General features: G+C 70.7%; 8 protein-coding genes. 1 reads left to right on the top strand and 7 read right to left on the bottom strand.

The features are described from left to right. Positions 1–29 precede the first annotated feature (29 nt). Positions 30–245 (top strand): DUF397 domain-containing protein, encoded by a 216-nt coding sequence (locus ACIRRH_RS10945; RefSeq protein WP_403064910.1) that lies wholly within the window; start codon positions 30–32, stop codon positions 243–245. A gap of 110 nt (positions 246–355) precedes the next feature. Here the strand turns inward: ACIRRH_RS10945 and ACIRRH_RS10940 are convergent, their stop codons facing one another. The 7 genes from ACIRRH_RS10940 to ACIRRH_RS10910 form a co-directional block, all read right to left on the bottom strand. Continuing rightward, complete coding sequence (locus ACIRRH_RS10940; protein ID WP_403064907.1) at positions 356–1,123, bottom strand: alpha/beta hydrolase; 768 nt, start codon at positions 1,121–1,123, stop codon at positions 356–358. A 238-nt stretch (positions 1,124–1,361) separates the two neighbouring features. Continuing rightward, a complete protein-coding gene (locus tag ACIRRH_RS10935; RefSeq protein WP_403064904.1) occupies positions 1,362–1,787 on the bottom strand; it encodes a hypothetical protein in 426 nt (141 codons plus the stop codon). 136 nt (positions 1,788–1,923) lie between these two features. Beyond that, the gene (locus ACIRRH_RS10930; RefSeq protein ID WP_403064901.1) at positions 1,924–3,123 is read right to left on the bottom strand and encodes an RNA-guided endonuclease InsQ/TnpB family protein; all 1,200 of its coding nucleotides are present in this window, start codon (positions 3,121–3,123) and stop codon (positions 1,924–1,926) included. A 414-nt stretch (positions 3,124–3,537) separates the two neighbouring features. Beyond that, positions 3,538–4,131, bottom strand: a complete 594-nt coding sequence (locus ACIRRH_RS10925) for a DUF4291 domain-containing protein (protein WP_403064898.1) — start codon at positions 4,129–4,131, stop codon at positions 3,538–3,540. 151 nt (positions 4,132–4,282) lie between these two features. Next, positions 4,283–4,924, bottom strand: coding sequence for a hypothetical protein (locus ACIRRH_RS10920; RefSeq protein WP_403064895.1), 642 nt, complete (start codon positions 4,922–4,924; stop codon positions 4,283–4,285). 22 nt (positions 4,925–4,946) lie between these two features. Further along, positions 4,947–11,399 carry an RHS repeat domain-containing protein gene (locus ACIRRH_RS10915; protein ID WP_403064892.1) on the bottom strand — a complete coding sequence of 2,151 codons (6,453 nt, stop codon included), beginning with the start codon at positions 11,397–11,399 and terminating at the stop codon, positions 4,947–4,949. An 88-nt stretch (positions 11,400–11,487) separates the two neighbouring features. Further along, the gene (locus ACIRRH_RS10910) at positions 11,488–15,873 is read right to left on the bottom strand and encodes a LamG-like jellyroll fold domain-containing protein (RefSeq protein WP_403064889.1); all 4,386 of its coding nucleotides are present in this window, start codon (positions 15,871–15,873) and stop codon (positions 11,488–11,490) included. Positions 15,874–15,923: the final 50 nt, after the last annotated feature.

The raw sequence follows: 15,923 nt of genomic DNA, 5'->3' as shown, positions 1-15,923 counted from the left end.
GGTTGACCGGATGCTGAAAGGGTTCATGGATGATGCGGATCGAGCTCGCCAGAGCCGTCTGGCGGAAGAGCAGCCACAGCGGAGGCAACGGCGGCGACTGCATCGAAGTGGCCCCCGGATTCCCCGGCCTCGTCCCCGTGCGTGACTCCAAGGACCCGCACGGCCCGGCCCTCGTCTTCCCCGCCGCCGCATGGGACTCCTTCATCGCCGCGATCCAGAAAGACGAGTTCACCGTCAAGGGCTGACCGGACTTCGGCGGCATGAGGGACGGGGCGTCGGGTGGCGCCCCGTCCCTCGGCGGTTGACCGGATACGAAACGAGCGCCCGGCCGGGGTTCCGGCCGGGCGCTCGATGGTCACGCCTGTGCGGCGACCGCCGTCCGGCCGAGGTGTCGGGCGAGGAAGCGGGCTGCGCTGTCGGCCTCGAACCTGGGCAGGTCGAAGTGCTTGCCCGCGTTGGCGTGCAGCGTCTTCTCCTTGGAGGCGAAGGCGTCGAACAGCGCGAGGCAGGCCTCGCGCGGCATGAGTTCGTCGTCCCACTGGAGGACGAACTCGATCGGGACGGTGATCTGCTTCGCCTTCTCGACCAACGCATCAGGCCACATCATGCCGAGGATCGCGGCCTTGATCCTGGGTTCGGCCGCCACCAGCGGCAGCCCGAGCGCGGTGCCCATGGCGATGCCGCAGTATCCCACCGGCCCGTCGGCGCCGATCTCCGGAAGCTGCTGGAGCGCGTCCAGCGTCGCCTGCCACTCGGGCACGGCGAGCTCCGCCAGGCGGGCGTTGAACGGCACGACGATCGGGCCTTGCGGCTCGCCCGCCGCCTGCGCCTTTCGCAGCTCGGCGATGTCCGCCTCGTCCTGCGCGCTGCGCGGCCGGTCGCCGTGACCGGGCGCGTCGATGACGGCGACGTGGAAGCCGCAGCCGTTCACGAAGCGGTCGGCGCGGCCCGTCATGGACGGGTGCTTCTTGTGGGTGCCGCCGCCGTGGCCCATCAGGACCAGGGGCGCGCGATCGGCGCCGGAGGCCGGCGACCAGAGAACTCCGGGGACGTCGCCCACGGTGAAGTCGCGCTCGATCATGCCGTTCGACGACGACTCGGAGGTGAACTGAAGAGAGCGCATGGCTGTTGCCTTTCGGGAGTGCCTGGTGATCGAGGCGCTCCCGGCGACACCTACGTCAGTCGCCGGCCGTGACCGCAAGGGGGAGCACCCACGTCGATACTGCGTTCATGGGTCTCACCTCCTCGGGCGGTGTCACGGTCGACTGAAAGCTACCAGCCCGGTCGGCATTCCCCCAACCGCCTTTTACGCGCGGGGCCCCGACCACGGGTGTGGTCGGGGCCCCGCTGTGCGCGTCCGGTCAGTCGAGCGGCGTCGTCAGCTCCACCTTGTAGCGGTAGAGCCGGTCGTTCACCCAGCAGGCCAGGTCGGCGCCAGTGGTGTGCCGGGCGAGTTCGGCGAGCAGGCGCTCGGTGAACTCGCCCAACTGCCGGGCGTCGACCGGGGCGGCGCCGGAGCGTGCCCCGGCGGCGAAGGGGAGTTCCTCCGCCCGGAAGGCCATGGTCTGGGTCACCGAGTTGCCCGCCTCATCGGCCGGTACCAGGTGCCGGCCGGGCTCGTCCTCGGTGAAGACGAGTCCGGTGCCCGAGGCGGCGCGGTTGGCCGCCTCGACCAGGGAGAAGCCCGACTCCGCAGGCGAAGCCTCGCTTCCCAGCCTCAGGTCGACCACGGCCTCCTGCGCCTCCGGGAGAACCCGGTAGCTGTAGGCGCCATCGACGTCGAACACCGACTCCGCCTCCGGCCACGCGGTGTGCAGCTCGGCGACGAGGGATCGGCAGAACGCCCGCAGGGAACCGACGCTGTCGTCGGTGTCCTCGGTCGTCCAGTAGGTGACTCCTCCCCCGGAGGCCGGGGGCTTCTCGCTAACCCTTCCGGGCGTTGCGACGGGCCAGCCCGGCCCGTAGGACGTTGATGGCTCCCACGGTGTCGGCGTGGGCCTTGTGGCCGCAGGCGACGCAGTGGAAGGTCTTCTGGGTGGGCCGGTTCTCCTTGGCGATGTGTCCGCAGGGCGGGCAGGCGCGGGAGGTGTTGCGGGGGTCCACGGCGATCACTTCCCTGCCGGCGCTTTCAGCCTTGCTGGTGAGGATCGTCAGGAACACCCCCCATCCGGCATCGTTGATCGACTTGTTCAGCCCGGACTTCGCGCCGGCGCCGTTGGGCAGGAAGCCTCCGGGCCGGTCGGGGTCGGGCCTGGGTGCGGGGGCGCGCACCATGGTGCGGATCTTGAGGTCTTCGTGCGCGATGAAGTCGTGCGCACGGACGAGACCGAGGGCGGTCTTGTGGGCGTGGTCGAGGCGTTGGCGGCGGACCTTGCGGTGCAGCCCGGCGACCTTCTCGACGGCCTTGCGTCGGCGGTTGCTGCGGCGCTTGCACCGGCTGAGGGCCTGCTGTGCGGCTTCGAGCCTCGCGGCGGCTTCGGCCCCGTGGCGGGGGTTGGTGACGAACCCGCCGCCCGAGTCGGCAAGGAAGTTGGCGATGCCCATGTCGATGCCGACCGCGCTGCCCGTCGCGGGCAGCGGCTCGGGCGTGGCCTGCTCGACGGTCAGCACCACATACCAGCGCCGGCCCTCACGCTTGACGCTGACGGTCTTCACCTTGCCGGCCACCGGACGGTGCCGGTTGACCCTGACGTGCCCCACGCCTTGGAATCGGACGCGGGTGACCGGGTCGTGCGGGGTGGAGTTCCACCGGCAGCCGTCGCCGTCCTTCGGGAAGTCGACCGTGTCGAACCGGTTGACGCCCCGGAACCGGGGGTAGCCGGGTGTGTCACCGGACTTGACCCGACGGAAGAACGCGGCGAACGCCTTGTCCAACCGCCGGAGCGTAGCCTGCTGTGAGCTGAACGACCAGCGGCCCTGACGCTCGGGGTCGAACGCCCGGATCTCCTTGAGCTGCGCCGACTGCTCGCCGTACCGGACGGTCGTCTTCGAGACATGCCGGTAGGCGTCGCGGCGCTCCTGCAATGCCCCGTTGTACAGGGAACAGTGATCCCGCAGCATCTGCGCGAGCGCCTGTGCCTGGCCCACGGTGGGCCGCATGAGGAACTTGTACGCGCGGATCACCCGGCCCACCCCCCTTTCGGTTTCCGTCATCAACATGCCACAGGCCACTGACAATGTGCACGGTCACTCCGGCGCTCCGCGCCTCCGGCCCAAGGATGCGTTTCCCTCCCCGGCTGAAGCCGGGGATACCCACGCAAGATCAGGGATTGACACGTGGATGAAGCAGTCGTAGTCACGCTCCCCACCACTGGACGGTCCGTCGAACGCGGGCCCGGGGAGGTCACCGGTCCTGGTGCTCAGCCGGAACCGGAACTTCGACCCGTCCGCGCCCACGACGTGGCGCCACGGAGCGGTGAGCGGGTCGGTGATCAGCGCGAGGACGTCGGTGATCTCCCGGGTGGTGAGAGTGGGACCGGGCGGTCGTCTTACCAGGATGGCGGCATCGGTAGACATGGCCCTACACCTTCCTTTGGTTCAGCCGCCCAGGTGGGTCAGCAGCGTGTCGCCCGACGGGTAGGGGCGTTCGGCAGGAAGGAGTTGCCGGGCAGCGTCCAGGTCCCTGCCCCGCACATGGGTGTGGATCGTGTGCGCGAGCGTGGTGACGTCGTCGATCGCGATGATCCACTCGTCCGCATAGCGCTCGGCGGCCTCGCCGGCAAGGCCGAGCTGAAGAGAGCGGTGGGGCAGCGGCTGTAGGTGCAGATCGCGTTCGGGATCCCACTGCACCCGCGCCGGGGACCGCTTCAATTCGCGCTTCCAGGCCGCCCGTTCGGGGTGCAGACCGGGCACGTAGTGGGACAGGCAGCTGTTCTCCAGGGCCCATTCGAAGCCCTCGCGGGTGATTTCGATCGCGAGGACGGTCTCCTGTCCCTCCTTCCTCGCCCATCCGCAGCGGTACATCATCCAGAGGAACGACGGTTTGATCCACGTCATCCGGTCCCGCTTCCATGCCGCCGGGAAACGACCGTCCCGTGCGGCGGGCAGGCCGATCTCCGGCGCGTACGCCTGGTAGACGGTCACCGTGGAGGCCGTGTGGAGAGCGCGGATCTGACGCTTGGGTTCTGGCACGGTGACCAGGGTCGAGGTTCGACGGGCCTCGCGCCAGCGGATTTCCCGCGCCCGACGGGCCCGGCGGGGCCGGCGGAAGCCCCGCCCCTCGGTGGATGGCCGGATACGGAGCGAGCGCCCGGCCGGGGTTCCGGCCGGGCGCTCGCTGTGGTCACCCGTTGTGTTCGGCGGCCCGTGCCCGGGCCCAGGCGATGAACTCGTCGACGACCGGATAGCCCGTCTCGACCTGGCTGACCAGTTCCTCGAGTTCGGCCGGTGCGGCCTCGTCGACCCGGAGGATCATCCGGGCCCAGCCGGGCGGCCGGCCGCGGTGGAACTCGAAGCTGGGACTGCAGATCTCCGTGAACAGTTCGTCACGGTCGAGCAGCCGCCGCATGGTCGGAAGGGTGTGCTCCCGAAGGACCTCGGCCATGGCCTGGCCGGCGGCATCGGGGTCGATCCGTCCGCCGTACGCCCAGTCCGCGTTGAGCGGGCTCACGTTGTCGGGCTCGTAGGCGACCTGCTGCGGTGCCGCCACACTCCACTGCACGAGGGCGGCCGACGCGTCCGGGGCCTTCTTCCTGGCGGACTCCCAGCTCTTGCGGTAGCTCCACGCCCAGGAGGCGGCCGGCACGATGAACGCCTTGACCGTGAACACCTCCATCGCCGGGTCGAGGTGCTGGGGCCGGAACTCCAGCAGTGCGTGGTCGCCGTTCTCCCCGGCCAGGCGGTACACCAGGCCCTTGCGGGTCAGGCCGGCCTCCTTCGCCACCGGCGCCACGTACCGCCGGGTCCATGTCTCAAGAGACGTCATCTGTTTCTCCGTCGGGGAATCGTCATGCTGCCAGGTCGAACAGTGCCTGCGTCACGGCCACGGTCGTCGCCGTCCCCGCAGCGGCTCCGGCCTCCACCGGGGCACCCACGACGACTCCCGCGATGACGAGGATCCCGGCCGGGATCAGCACCGGTGCGAGGCTCACCCCGGTGTCGGACAGCGGGACGGTTCCCAGGCCCGGCTGGTGCGCAGTGCCCGGGTACTTGCCGGGCGCCGGCCCGGGGGTGGCGGTGGGCACCCGCGCGGCCTGCGACTGCTGCGCCGTGCCGGAGGCGGGCATGTTCTTCTTCATCTTCTCATTGTCCGGTTTCCCGTAGATCACCGCGCCCTCCGCCGGACCGACCACGATGTTGCCGTCGGGCACGTCGTAGGGGCCGCCGATGATCCACCCGAGGACCGCGTTCTTGCCGTCCTCCTGCAGCTTCTTCACGTACCACTCGGCCTCCGGAACGGCCTTGGACGCCTCACCGGCGGACTTGACCTCCCACACGTAGTAGACGTCGCTCTTGGGGTCGTGGCCGAGGATGTCGACGTTGCCCTTGTTGCAGGTCGTCAGCGAGGGGTCGTACAGGCACTTCTTGCTGGCGTTGGGGACGTCGACGTTCTGCAGGACCTCGAAGCTGGTCGCCCCCATCTTCGCGGCCTGTTGCTTGATCTCCCCGGCGGCGACCCGCTGCGCGTTGTTGTGTGCGGTCGTCCGGTCCTTCGGGTGTGGGACGCCGAGTTCCTTCATGGCCGCCTTGAGTTCCTTCTTGAACTGGCGGAGGGTCGCCCACAGGCCTTCGAGGATGTTGCGCCCGGTCGGGTCGCTGAGGGTCAGCGGGTTGTTGTCGCTGTAGGTGTACGCCGCCAGCGACTGCGGGTCGGAGGTGGTCATCACCGGGTCGACGCTGATGAACCGTCCGGTGGCCGGGTCGTACTCGCGGGCGCCGAGGTGGGTGAGCCCGGTGGCCTCGCCGGTGCCGCCGAGGAAACCCCGGGTACCGGACCAGTTGGACGGGGCGGTGCCGCGGATGCCGCCGAAGGGGGTGGTGCGGCGTTGGGCGACGGCGCCGGTGGTGGCGTCGATGCCGATCTCGGCGGTGCCGTGGTGGTCGGCGACCTGGAAGGTCAGCTTGTTGTCGTCGGTGCGCACCGCCGTGGCGCCGCCCAGCGCGTAGTAGCGGGTGGCGGTGGGCTTCGCCGCGCCCTTGACCAGGTTGAGCTCGGTGGCGCCGAGGTACAGGGTCCAGTTCTCGGCGGCGGGGTTGGCGGTGTCGAGGGTGTGGCCGAGCAGGCGGTTGCCGCCGGCGTCGTAGAGGTAGTCGGTGCTCCGGGTGGCGGTCGTGGTGGTGGCGGCCGTGGTCGTGACGGTGTCGACGACCTTGCCGAGCCGGCCCTCCACGTCCCAGGTCAGGGCCTGGTCGCTGGTCTGGTTGCCGGACGGCCTGAGGTGCCGGCCCGTGGTGTTGCCCGCGTCGTCGTAGTCGTAGCTCTCCGGTACGGGGGCGCCGTTGGCACCGGTCACGGTGCTGGTGCCGGTCAGGGTGTGCGGGCGGGCCGCGGTGGCGGCGGGGTAGGTGTAGGTGGTGGTGGCGTCCTGGGCGGTGTTGCCGGTGGTGTCGTGCCGGGTCTCGGTGGCCCGGGTGCCGTTGGTGTTGTAGGTCCAGCTGGTCCAGTACGGGGCCGGGCCGCCGAGCTGGGTACCGCTGGGGGCCGAGCAGCTACCGGTGTTCGGGGTGTAGGCCTCGGTGAGGCGGGCCAGGTAGTCGTACCGGAAGCACTGCCGGTCGGTGCCGGAGCGCGAGGTGTCGGTGACCGAGGTGACGTTGCCGGCCTGGTCGTAGGTGTAGCCGGTGGCGCGGGTGGCTCCGGTGATGCCGTACTGGTCGGTGCGGCTGGAGGCGAGGCGCTGGGTGCCCCACTCGTAGGAGTTGGTGACGTACACGTCCTTGCCGGCGGTGCCGTTGCTGAGGGTGGACTGCAGCGGCTTACCGGTGAGGCTGAAGGTCTGGTTGGTCAGGTACTTGTTCAGGCCTTCGACGGCGGTCTGCCGGCGCAGCGCGTCGTACGTCATCGTGACGGACTCCGCGGGCAGGTTGCCGGCCGCCGGGTAGCTCAGGCTCTGCGGCAGGCCGTCGAGGCGGTAGATGCTCCCGCTGACGTAACTGCCGGCGAGGGCCTCCTGACCGGGGACGGACGGGACGGTGACGGTGGTCCGGGTGGACCGGCCGAGGGCGTCGAAGAGCGAGTAGGCGGTCTTGTACTGGTAGGTGGTGCCGCCGACGGTGCTGTAGCGGGTGCTGGAGGACAGCACGCCCTTGTTGCCGGCCGGGTCCCACGCCTGCGAGGTCAGCAGCGGACCGGTGGCCGAGCCCTCGTGGGTCTCGATCAGGCGGCCGAGGTTGTCGTAGACGCTGGCGATCGTCCTGCCGCGGCCGTCGGTGGTGCTGGTCAGCTCGCCGCGGTTGCCGTACGTCTTGACGGTGGTTCCGCTGTCCGGGTCGACCGCCTTGGTCTGCCGGCCGAGCTGGTCGTAGAGCCAGGTCCAGGCCGTTCCGGCCGGGTCGGTCAGCTGGGTGAGGTTGCCCGCCGGGTCGTAGCCGTAGCTGGTCGCGTCGTAGGCGCCGGTCGGGGTCGCCGACTTGTACTGGCGCAGCTCGGTGGTGTGGCCGGCCGCATCGCTGATGGTGGTCGTCGGGGTGCCGCCGGTGGGCGGGGTGACGGTGACCCGGTCGCCGCCGTACTCGGTGAGCGTGGTGGACAGCGGGGTTCCGACGCCGTTGCCCGCGAGGGCCGTGGTGCTGACGACCCGTCCGAGGCCGTCGTAGGCGGTGGCGGTCTGGGTCTCCACCCCGGTGGTGTCGTCGACGTTGCGCAGCGTCGTCGACGGCGCGCCGGTGGCGTAGTACGGGGCGTAGGCGAGGGCGGCCTGACCGCGCTCGTCGTAGAAGGTGTCGGTCAGCACACGGCCGCCGTTGTCCGCCGGGTCCTGGGTCTGGCGGGCGCGGCCGAGGCCGTCGTAGAGCGTGTAGCCGGTCTGCTGGGTTCCGTCGCTGTTCAGGGTCTTGGCGGCGACGGCGACGATCCTGCCGTCCGCGACGTTGTACTCGAACTCGTGGTTGGGAGTCTGCCCGGTGGACTTCGACCGGTTGGGCTGCCAGACCTTGAGGGTGCGGCCGAGCGCGTCGTAGAGGATGTCGGTGCGGCGGTTGTTGGTGTCGACGGTGTCGGTCGTCAGGCCGCGCAGCAGGTCGTAGTCGGTGGTGGTGGTCTGGGCGGTGGTGGCGTCCCCGGCCTTGGCGGGCGGGGTGGTCACCGCGGACTTGGTGGGCCGGCCGGTGGCCGGCGTGTACGCCGTGGTGGTGGTTCGGGCGTCCGGCGAGGCCGAGGTGACCGGGCCCGTCGCGTTGGTGACGTCGACGACGGTGGTGGAGGCCAGGGTGGTGGAGGTCAGGGTGCGCCCGTAGCCGTCGTACGTGAACGCGTTGTCCAGGTAGGTCGCGCTGTTGCCGGTCTGCGACTTGAGCGTCTGGGCGAGCGTGACGTCGCCCTTGGTGGGCGCGGCGCCGTACGCCTGACCGTCGTAGCGCACCCGCTTGTCGGACAGGACGGCGGAGGTTCCGTCGGCCTGCGTCTGCCGGCTGACGTCGCTTCCGCAGCCGGCGGCCACGGTCTCGACGCGCATGATGCTGGACAGCAGCCAGGCTGCCGTGTTGTCGGCGTAGGTGGTGCGGGTGCACTTGTCGTCGCCCGCGACCGCCACGTCGCCCAGGTCCTCCACCACCGTGGAGCGGCCGTAGCCGTCACGGGTGGTGTTGGTGCGGGTCTCCCGCCAGGCGTTGCCCGCGCCCTTGTCGAGCGAGGTGAAGCCGCGGGTGACGGCGGTGGCGGTGATGTTGGCGGTCGTGGTGCCCCAGTCGCGGACGCGCTTGGCGGTCTCCTGCTTCCAGGGGGTGTTGACGGTCTTGGAGAGGATCGCGCCGCCGGGCTTGTCGTACTGCTCGGTGCGGTACTCGTAGCCGGCCCAGGCGTTGTCGTCCGTGATCACGGTGCCCTGGCCGTCGTCGACCGTCACGGAACGCTTCTTGGACTTGTCGGCGGGGTCGGAGCGGTCGCCGTCCATGCCGCGCAGGTAGTAGTGGTCGGACTGGGTGGACATGGCGGCGACGCCGCCGGTCTCCACCCGGGTGCGGGCGTAGCCGCGCCACTGGGACCACGTCTTGAGCTTGTCCTTGGTCAGGCCGTCCTCGTCGTCGAAGTGCCAGGCGGCGTCGCCGAGGTAGGTGTAGTGGGTGACCATGTCGGGCGCGCCGCCGGTGCGGTCGGTGACGATGACCGCGTCGACGACGTACTTGTTGAACCACTCCGTGGTCACCGGGCTCTCCAGCGAGGCCTGGTACATCTGCGGAAAGCAGCGGGTGGTGTTGCTCTGCGGTGTGGGCAGGGCGTTCCAGTCACACGCGGGGGCCGAGTAGTTGACGTCGATCTGGCCGCCGAGCTCGTCGGTGATGGTGCCGAGCCGCTGCTTGATGAACGGGGCGCGCCCGTCGCCGACCTTGTCGAGCCGGTTGGCGAGCTGCTTGTAGGCGAAGGTGCTCTTCGGCAGTGAGACGGAGGGGGTGGTGGAGGAGCCGGTGTGCTGGACGGAGTCCAGCAGCAGCTGGTAGTCGAAGTCCGCGGTGCCCCACTTGTGGGTCAGGTTCCAGGTGTCGATGGCGGCGTAGGTGCCGTCGGCCTGGAGCGTCTTGGCGGTGACGGAGGTGAGGCGGGTGCGGGTGAAGTAGGTGGGAGAGTACTTGCCGGTGCAGTCGGTGCCGTCGGCGCAGTTCTGGTCCCACGGGGTGTCGTACCAGTACTGGCGGTTGGCGTCGATCTTCGCCGGGTCGCAGAGCGCGGCGTTGGTCTCCAGGCAGCGCTCGGCGGTGCCGAACTCGACCCGGCCCATCGGCTTGACGGTGGCCGAGTAGATGTCGCCCTGCTGCTGGCCGTACTCGATGTGGTCCAGACGCCCGCCCCGTATGTAGGGGGTGCGGTCGGTGGCCTTCAGGTTGCGGCCGTAGTTGTTGGTCTCGGGGGTGTACCAGTAGGTGATGTCGTTGCCGTGGGGGTCGACGACCAGGTCGAGGTTCCACCGCCAGCCCTGCTGGCACCACGAGGATGCGAAGTCGGCGCCGCTGCACGGCTCGCCGGCGTTGTTGCCGTAGACCGGCACGGTGTAGACGGACTTGGTCTCCGGCTTGCCCGCCGACCAGTTGGGCAGGCGGTTGTAGCCGAAGTAGTAGGTGGTGCCGTCGGGCGTGGTGGCGCGGAAGTACTCTCCGTCGTTGTCGCCGTTGCCGCGAGCGGTGTCGCGGACGCGCACGATCTTCGTCGCGTCGTCGTTCTTGATCCGCCACTCGTCGCCGGAGACCGGGATCAGTTCACCGGAGTGCCCCGCGAAGCTGATGGTCGCGTTGTCCGTACCCCAGCACAGGTCGCCCGGGCTCGACGTGCCGGTCTTGGGCGCGCCGTCGTCGGCGCAGGCCTTGTAGCTGCGCTCGACGAAGCCGGGCGACAGGTCGAAGCCGTCGCCGACCCAGGAGGCCTGGTTGTTGCTGTTGGCCGTCCGCCCGTCGATCGCACCGGAGTTGTAGGACAGGCCGACCTTCGGCGTCAGCCCGCCCGGCATCGCCGTCAGCGGCATGTCGTACGACCAGGTGAACGCGCCGCTGTTCAGCGCGGTCGACCAGCTCGACGCACTCGACAGTGGCGTCGCCTTGTAGTCGCCGCTCGGCCCGGCGCTGCCGGCCGTGGCGGCCAGCACCATCGCACCGGGCGCGGACTGCAGGCGCATCGACCCGGCCGGGGCCGTGGTCAGGGCGTCCGCGGCGACGGTCTGCTTCGCCACGTCGTTGCCGCCCGGCAGTGGGGTCTGCACCCGGCACTCGGGCAGGTCGGGCGTGGTCAACGCGCATTCGGGCAGGCGGACCAGCTTCAGCCGCGAGCCGTAGCCGGAGCCGGCGGCCTGGGCGAAGGACGAGTAGTCGACGGCCAGGCCGCTGTTCTCGTCGGCGCCGGTGACGGTCAGCAGCAGGCCGTTGACGCCGGCCTTGGTGGCGGCGTCCTGGCCGAGCAGCTCGACCTTCGCCTTGCCCGCCGAGCCCGAGGAGGAGACGGCGATCGGCAGCCGGTCGGCCTTGACGGCCTTGCCCTTCTCGGCGGGGACGTCGACGGTGGCACTGCCCGCGCCGGGCAGGGCGCCGTGCTTGTCGTCGGTCCTGCTGACGGTGGTGTCGGCCTTGCGGCCCTTGGTCTTGGCGTCCGAGCCCTTGACCGGCTTCTCGGGGGAGACCGCGGAGGGCTTGGTGTACGGTTCGGCGGCCGCGCTGGCCGCCAACGGCAGGGTGGGCAGCAGCGACCCGACCAGCGTGCCCGCGATGATCGCGGACACTCTGGTGAGGGTCGGCTGCAGCACCGACCTCTTCCTGCTCATGGGTTGAACAACTCCCTTGGGAACAATTGGATATGGCAGCCCACGGGCCGGGCGGCTGGTTGCCGCCCGGCCCGTGGAAGAGTGGGGATCAGACGCCGGTGGAGGTGTCCAGCTCGACGTTGTAGTCGGCGAGCTTGTTGATCTGCGCGGGGCTCAGCACGCCCTGGTACAGCCAGACGTCGTCCAGCTCACCGGAGAAGTACTCGCCCCAGGCGCCGGACGCCTTGTTCCGGCCGAACTGCACGCCGCCGCCTGCCTCGTAGGGCTGCGGGACACCGCCGGCCCAGGAGATGTGCGGGGTGCAGCCGGTGGAGTTGTCCGGGCAGCCCTGGTTCTCCACCTGGCCGTTCACGTACAGGGCGAGCCGGTCCGAGAAGGCGTCGTAGCTGACCGCCAGGTGGGTCCAGTTCTCCATGACGGAGATGGCCGAGGTGTGCGCCGTCCTGGTGCGCGTCCCGCCGGTGTTGGCGTCGGTGTCGCGGACCTCGGCCTGCCACTGGCCGGTCGGCTGTCCGTTGGCGTCGTTGCCCAGGGGGTGCCAGCGCAGGGTGACCGCACTGTTGTTGGTGCCGGCCACCGAGAGCACCGTCATGTCCCGGGTCGGGACGCCGGCGGTGTTCGCCCAGCCGGCCAGGGTGAAGCTCTGGCCGGTGTGCAGCGGGACGGAGCCGGTGGCCGCGTAGCCGGTGGAGCCGTCCAGCAGCAGGGTGCCGGGGACGGGCAGCACGCCGCCGTCGGCCTTGATCGAGGCGCCGCCGCCGAGCTGGGCGCCGGCCTTGGCCGGGCCCTCGTCCGGGGTGACGGCCGGGGTGCCGGTGGCCGAGGCGAGCTTCCAGCGGCCGGCCAGCTGCGGGCGCTGCTGCACCATCGCGCTGGCCTCCGGGCCGGTGACGACGCGGTCGTAGATCCGCACGTCGTCGATGTCACCGCCGAAGTACTCGCCGTTGACGCCCTCCCGGCTGACCGCGCCGATCTGGATGGGGCCGGGGTTGGCCCACGGCGCGTTCTGGGTGTAGTCGGACTCGCCCACCAGGAAGCCGTTGATGTAGAAGCGCAGCTTCTTGGCGGCGGTGTCGGAGACGCCCAGCAGGTGGGTCCACTCGCCGGTGGTGCCGGCGAAGCACGGCACGCCGTTGATCGGGGTGCCCGGCGTGCAGTCGGGCTGCCAGGTGCGCACCAGGGTGTCGGCGGAGGTGTCCTCCTTGTAGCGGCCGAAGGCCCAGCGCTTCCAGTAGGCGGAGTAGTACAGCGAGAACTCGCTGTTGTGCTGGCCGATCTGGGAGATGGCGATCTTCGCGGTGCCGTCGCCGGGAGTGGGAGCGGGCAGCTTCACCCAGGCGGAGACCGAGAAGTCCCGGGTGCCGTCGACCTGCGGGCGGGTGCCGCGCAGGTAGTCGTCCACGCCGTCCAGGTGGATCGCCTTGTCGGCGATGCCGGGCCGGCCGAGCGCGACGCCGTTGTAGGCGGTCAGGTTGTCGACCTCGCTGATGCCGACCGGCTTGGCGTCGCTGCCGTCCAGGTGCCAGACCGCCTTCGCGGGGCGGCCGGTGGCGAGCTGCTTGTCGGCGGCCACGTCGGTGATCTCGGCCGTGCTCAGGGAGCGGTCCCAGATCCTGACCTCGTCGATGGCTCCGGGCCAGGCGTCGGTCCACTGGCCCTTCCAGCGGGTGCGGCCGATCTCCAGCGGGCCGTGTCCGTCCCAGACCGCGTTCGCGGTGGCCGACTTGGCGAGGGTGCCGTTGACGTACAGCTGGATGGTGTGCGTGTCCGCGTTCCAGACGCCGGTCAGGTGGGTCCACACGCCGGTCGTCGCGGGGTCGGTGGACTGCAGGCCGATCGTGGTCGCGTCCTGGTTGCCGGCCGCGGTCTGGACCTTGAAGCCCCACTTGGGGACGCCGGCGACGTTCTCGATGCCGAGGTGGAAGGCGTAGTAGTCCGGGCCGCTCTGGCTGACCGCCGCGCGGGTTCCGGTGGTGCCGTCGAACCGGACCCAGGAGGAGACGGTGAAGCTGCGGGTGGTGTCCAGCACGGCCGAGGAGGTCTCGGCGTAGCCGTTGGCGGTGCCGTCCAGGGCGAGGGCTTCCTTGACGTGGCCGGGAGCCCCCGGGGTGGCGCCGGAGCCGAGGGTGGCCTCGAAGCTGCCGCCGGTGCCGGTGACGGTGGTGCCGCTGGGGTCGTCCATCGACCAGCCGGCGCGCTGCGGCTGCCCGGAGAGCACGTTGAAGTAGTACGTCTCGGGCTGCGAGGAGTTGCCCGCGCCGTCGACGGCCCGGGCGGAGACGAAGTGCACTCCGGCGGTCTGCGGCTGGATGCGCACGGTCTGCCCGGCACCGCCGCTGGTGGCGATCTCGTTCGCCGCGGACGGCGAGGTGTCGAGGCCCCACTGGTACTTGACCACGTCGGTGGCAGCCGACTTCAGGGTGAAGTAGCCGTTCCTGCCGACGCCGTCGGTCCACGGGAGCGCCGCGGTGGCGTCCTTGGAGCCCGGGTAGGACTCAGAGGTGATCGCCGGGCCGTCCGGTGCGGAGGTGTCGACGATGAAGTAGCAGCCGGTCGGGTCACCGTCGGAGGACCACGGCCCCCACTGCGCGCCGTCCCAGGCACGGGCTTCCCAGTCGAGCTGGAGGTTCTGCGGCAGGCCGGTGGGCAGCGGCCACGAGAAGATCGAGCCGGAGGCCTTGAAGGTGTCCCACCCTGGTGCGGCGTCCTCCGAGCCGGTGGACCACCAGCGCCGGCGCAGGCCGGTGCCGTCGTCCCAGCCGACCGCGAACTGCACGCCGATCGCCTCGCCGTCCGGGTCGGTGGCCCGGGTGGTGACCTGCGGCATCTTGTTGATCTTGATGCCCGGGTACTGGCAGACCGAGCCCGGCGACATCGTCATGTCGGACATCGGGATCTGGTTGGGCCGCAGGTTGTAGTACACCGACAGGTAGGCGTCGTCGGTGAAGCGCTTCCAGGCAAGGGTGTCGCCCTCGTTCTGGGCCTTCAGACCGAAGGTGATGGTCGGCCAGCCCCAGTTCGCGGCGTCCTGGACCAGGTTCCGCACCGCGCCGTCTTCGCCGTACTCCAGCCAGCCGCCGGGGCAGTTGCCGCTCCAGCCCTTCGCGGTGTTGATCGTCTGCAGGTAGCGGCCCCAGAACCCGGAGGCGTTCTGGCCGTTCCAGGTCAGGCCGGAGGAGATGTAGCCGGTGTTCCACAGCTCGACGGGCCGGGCGTCGCAGGAGTACGACCAGCTCTCGTAGGTGCCGAAGGTGGCGCTGAGGATCTGCTTGCCGGCGAACGGGTTGGGCACCTGGAAGAACGCCCGCTTCACGTCGGTCGGCGCGCACCGCGAGGTGTCGCCGCAGTAGCCGACGCCCCAGTCGTGGACGTAGGTGCTGTTGTACGTGAAGTGCCAGTACGGCTGGTTCGGGTAGGTGCGCGAGACGCCCGCCCAGTCGCCGGCGTGCGGGGTGTTCCACGCCGGGTCGATCATCACCGGGTAGACCGTGTCCGGGGCGTCCAGCATGCCCTGGTCGGGCGACAGCACCAGGCTGTCCTTGGGCAGGTCGACCTTGAGCCGGGTCATCTTGGCGCCCTCGCCGGGCACGTCGCCCTCGCCGTAGGCGGCGGGATCGCCCTGGCCGGCGGCGGGAGCGCTCTGCGCGGGGGCTGCGGCCTCGGCCTGCGGGGCCGCCTGCGGGGCGGCCTTGAGAGCCTTGGGAGCGGCGGCCGGGGCGCTCGGCGCGGCGGCGGCCGGCTTGGAGGAGTCCCACATGACCGGGACGGGCGCCTCGAAGACGGTGCCGCCGCCGGACGGGTCCTTCGCCTTGAGGGTGCCGTCCGCCTCCTGGCTGAACGTCAGGCCGTTGCCGTGCAGGCCGAGCCGGAGCTGGTCGAGCTCGGGGTTCTTCGCGGCCTCGGCCGTGTGCACCACGATGACCTGGGTGAACCCGGTCTTGGTGGCGGTCAGCCGCAGGTCCACGTCCGGCAGGATCGACGCGTACTCGGCGGTCGCGCCGTTGACCGCCGGCTTGGGCAGCGGCTTCGGCCAGCTGAGCTTCAGCTCCTTGCCGGCCCGGGCCATCGTGACCAGCGGCGCGCTGCCGCCACCGGAGAACTGCAGGTCCGCGGTGGAGCCCTTGGGGGCGACGGCGCCGCCGGGCAGCGTCTGCAGCGTCGGGTCGAGCTCCACCCAGGCGCCGTTCTTGCGCACCCGCCTGGGCTGGACGTAGGTGGTGGTCTTCAGCTTGCCGTCGGGCTGGGCGACGGTCTCGCTGGTCTCGCTGCGCTTGGCGAGCACCTCGACCGGCTTGCCGGTTCGGGCGGCCTCGTGGACGGCCAGGCTCTCGGCGGTGTCCTGGGCATCCGTCACGCCGGGCGGAGGTGTCCCCCCGGTGGCGGCGGCGGCCGGCACCACCGCGGTCGCGGCCAGCGCGACCGCGGTGAGTGCCGCGGCGAGCAGGCTGCCCGACCGTCTTGCTGCTGTTCTCACTGTGCGTAAGCTCCGACTCAAGGTATGTGGGGAAGTGCGAGCGGATCTTC

The organism is Kitasatospora sp. NPDC101235 (assembly GCF_044767505.1).
GTDB lineage: Bacteria > Actinomycetota > Actinomycetes > Streptomycetales > Streptomycetaceae > Kitasatospora.
Note: the sequence above shows the minus strand (reverse complement) of the source record. Positions and strands in the feature narration are given on the sequence as shown.

Coding starts and splice junctions, on each gene's coding strand:
- ACIRRH_RS10945 (WP_403064910.1), top strand. CDS start 30: ATGATGCGGATCGAGCTCGCCAGAGCCGTCTGGCGGAAGAGCAGCCAC.
- ACIRRH_RS10940 (WP_403064907.1), bottom strand. CDS start 1,123: ATGCGCTCTCTTCAGTTCACCTCCGAGTCGTCGTCGAACGGCATGATC.
- ACIRRH_RS10920 (WP_403064895.1), bottom strand. CDS start 4,924: ATGACGTCTCTTGAGACATGGACCCGGCGGTACGTGGCGCCGGTGGCG.
- ACIRRH_RS10915 (WP_403064892.1), bottom strand. CDS start 11,399: ATGAGCAGGAAGAGGTCGGTGCTGCAGCCGACCCTCACCAGAGTGTCC.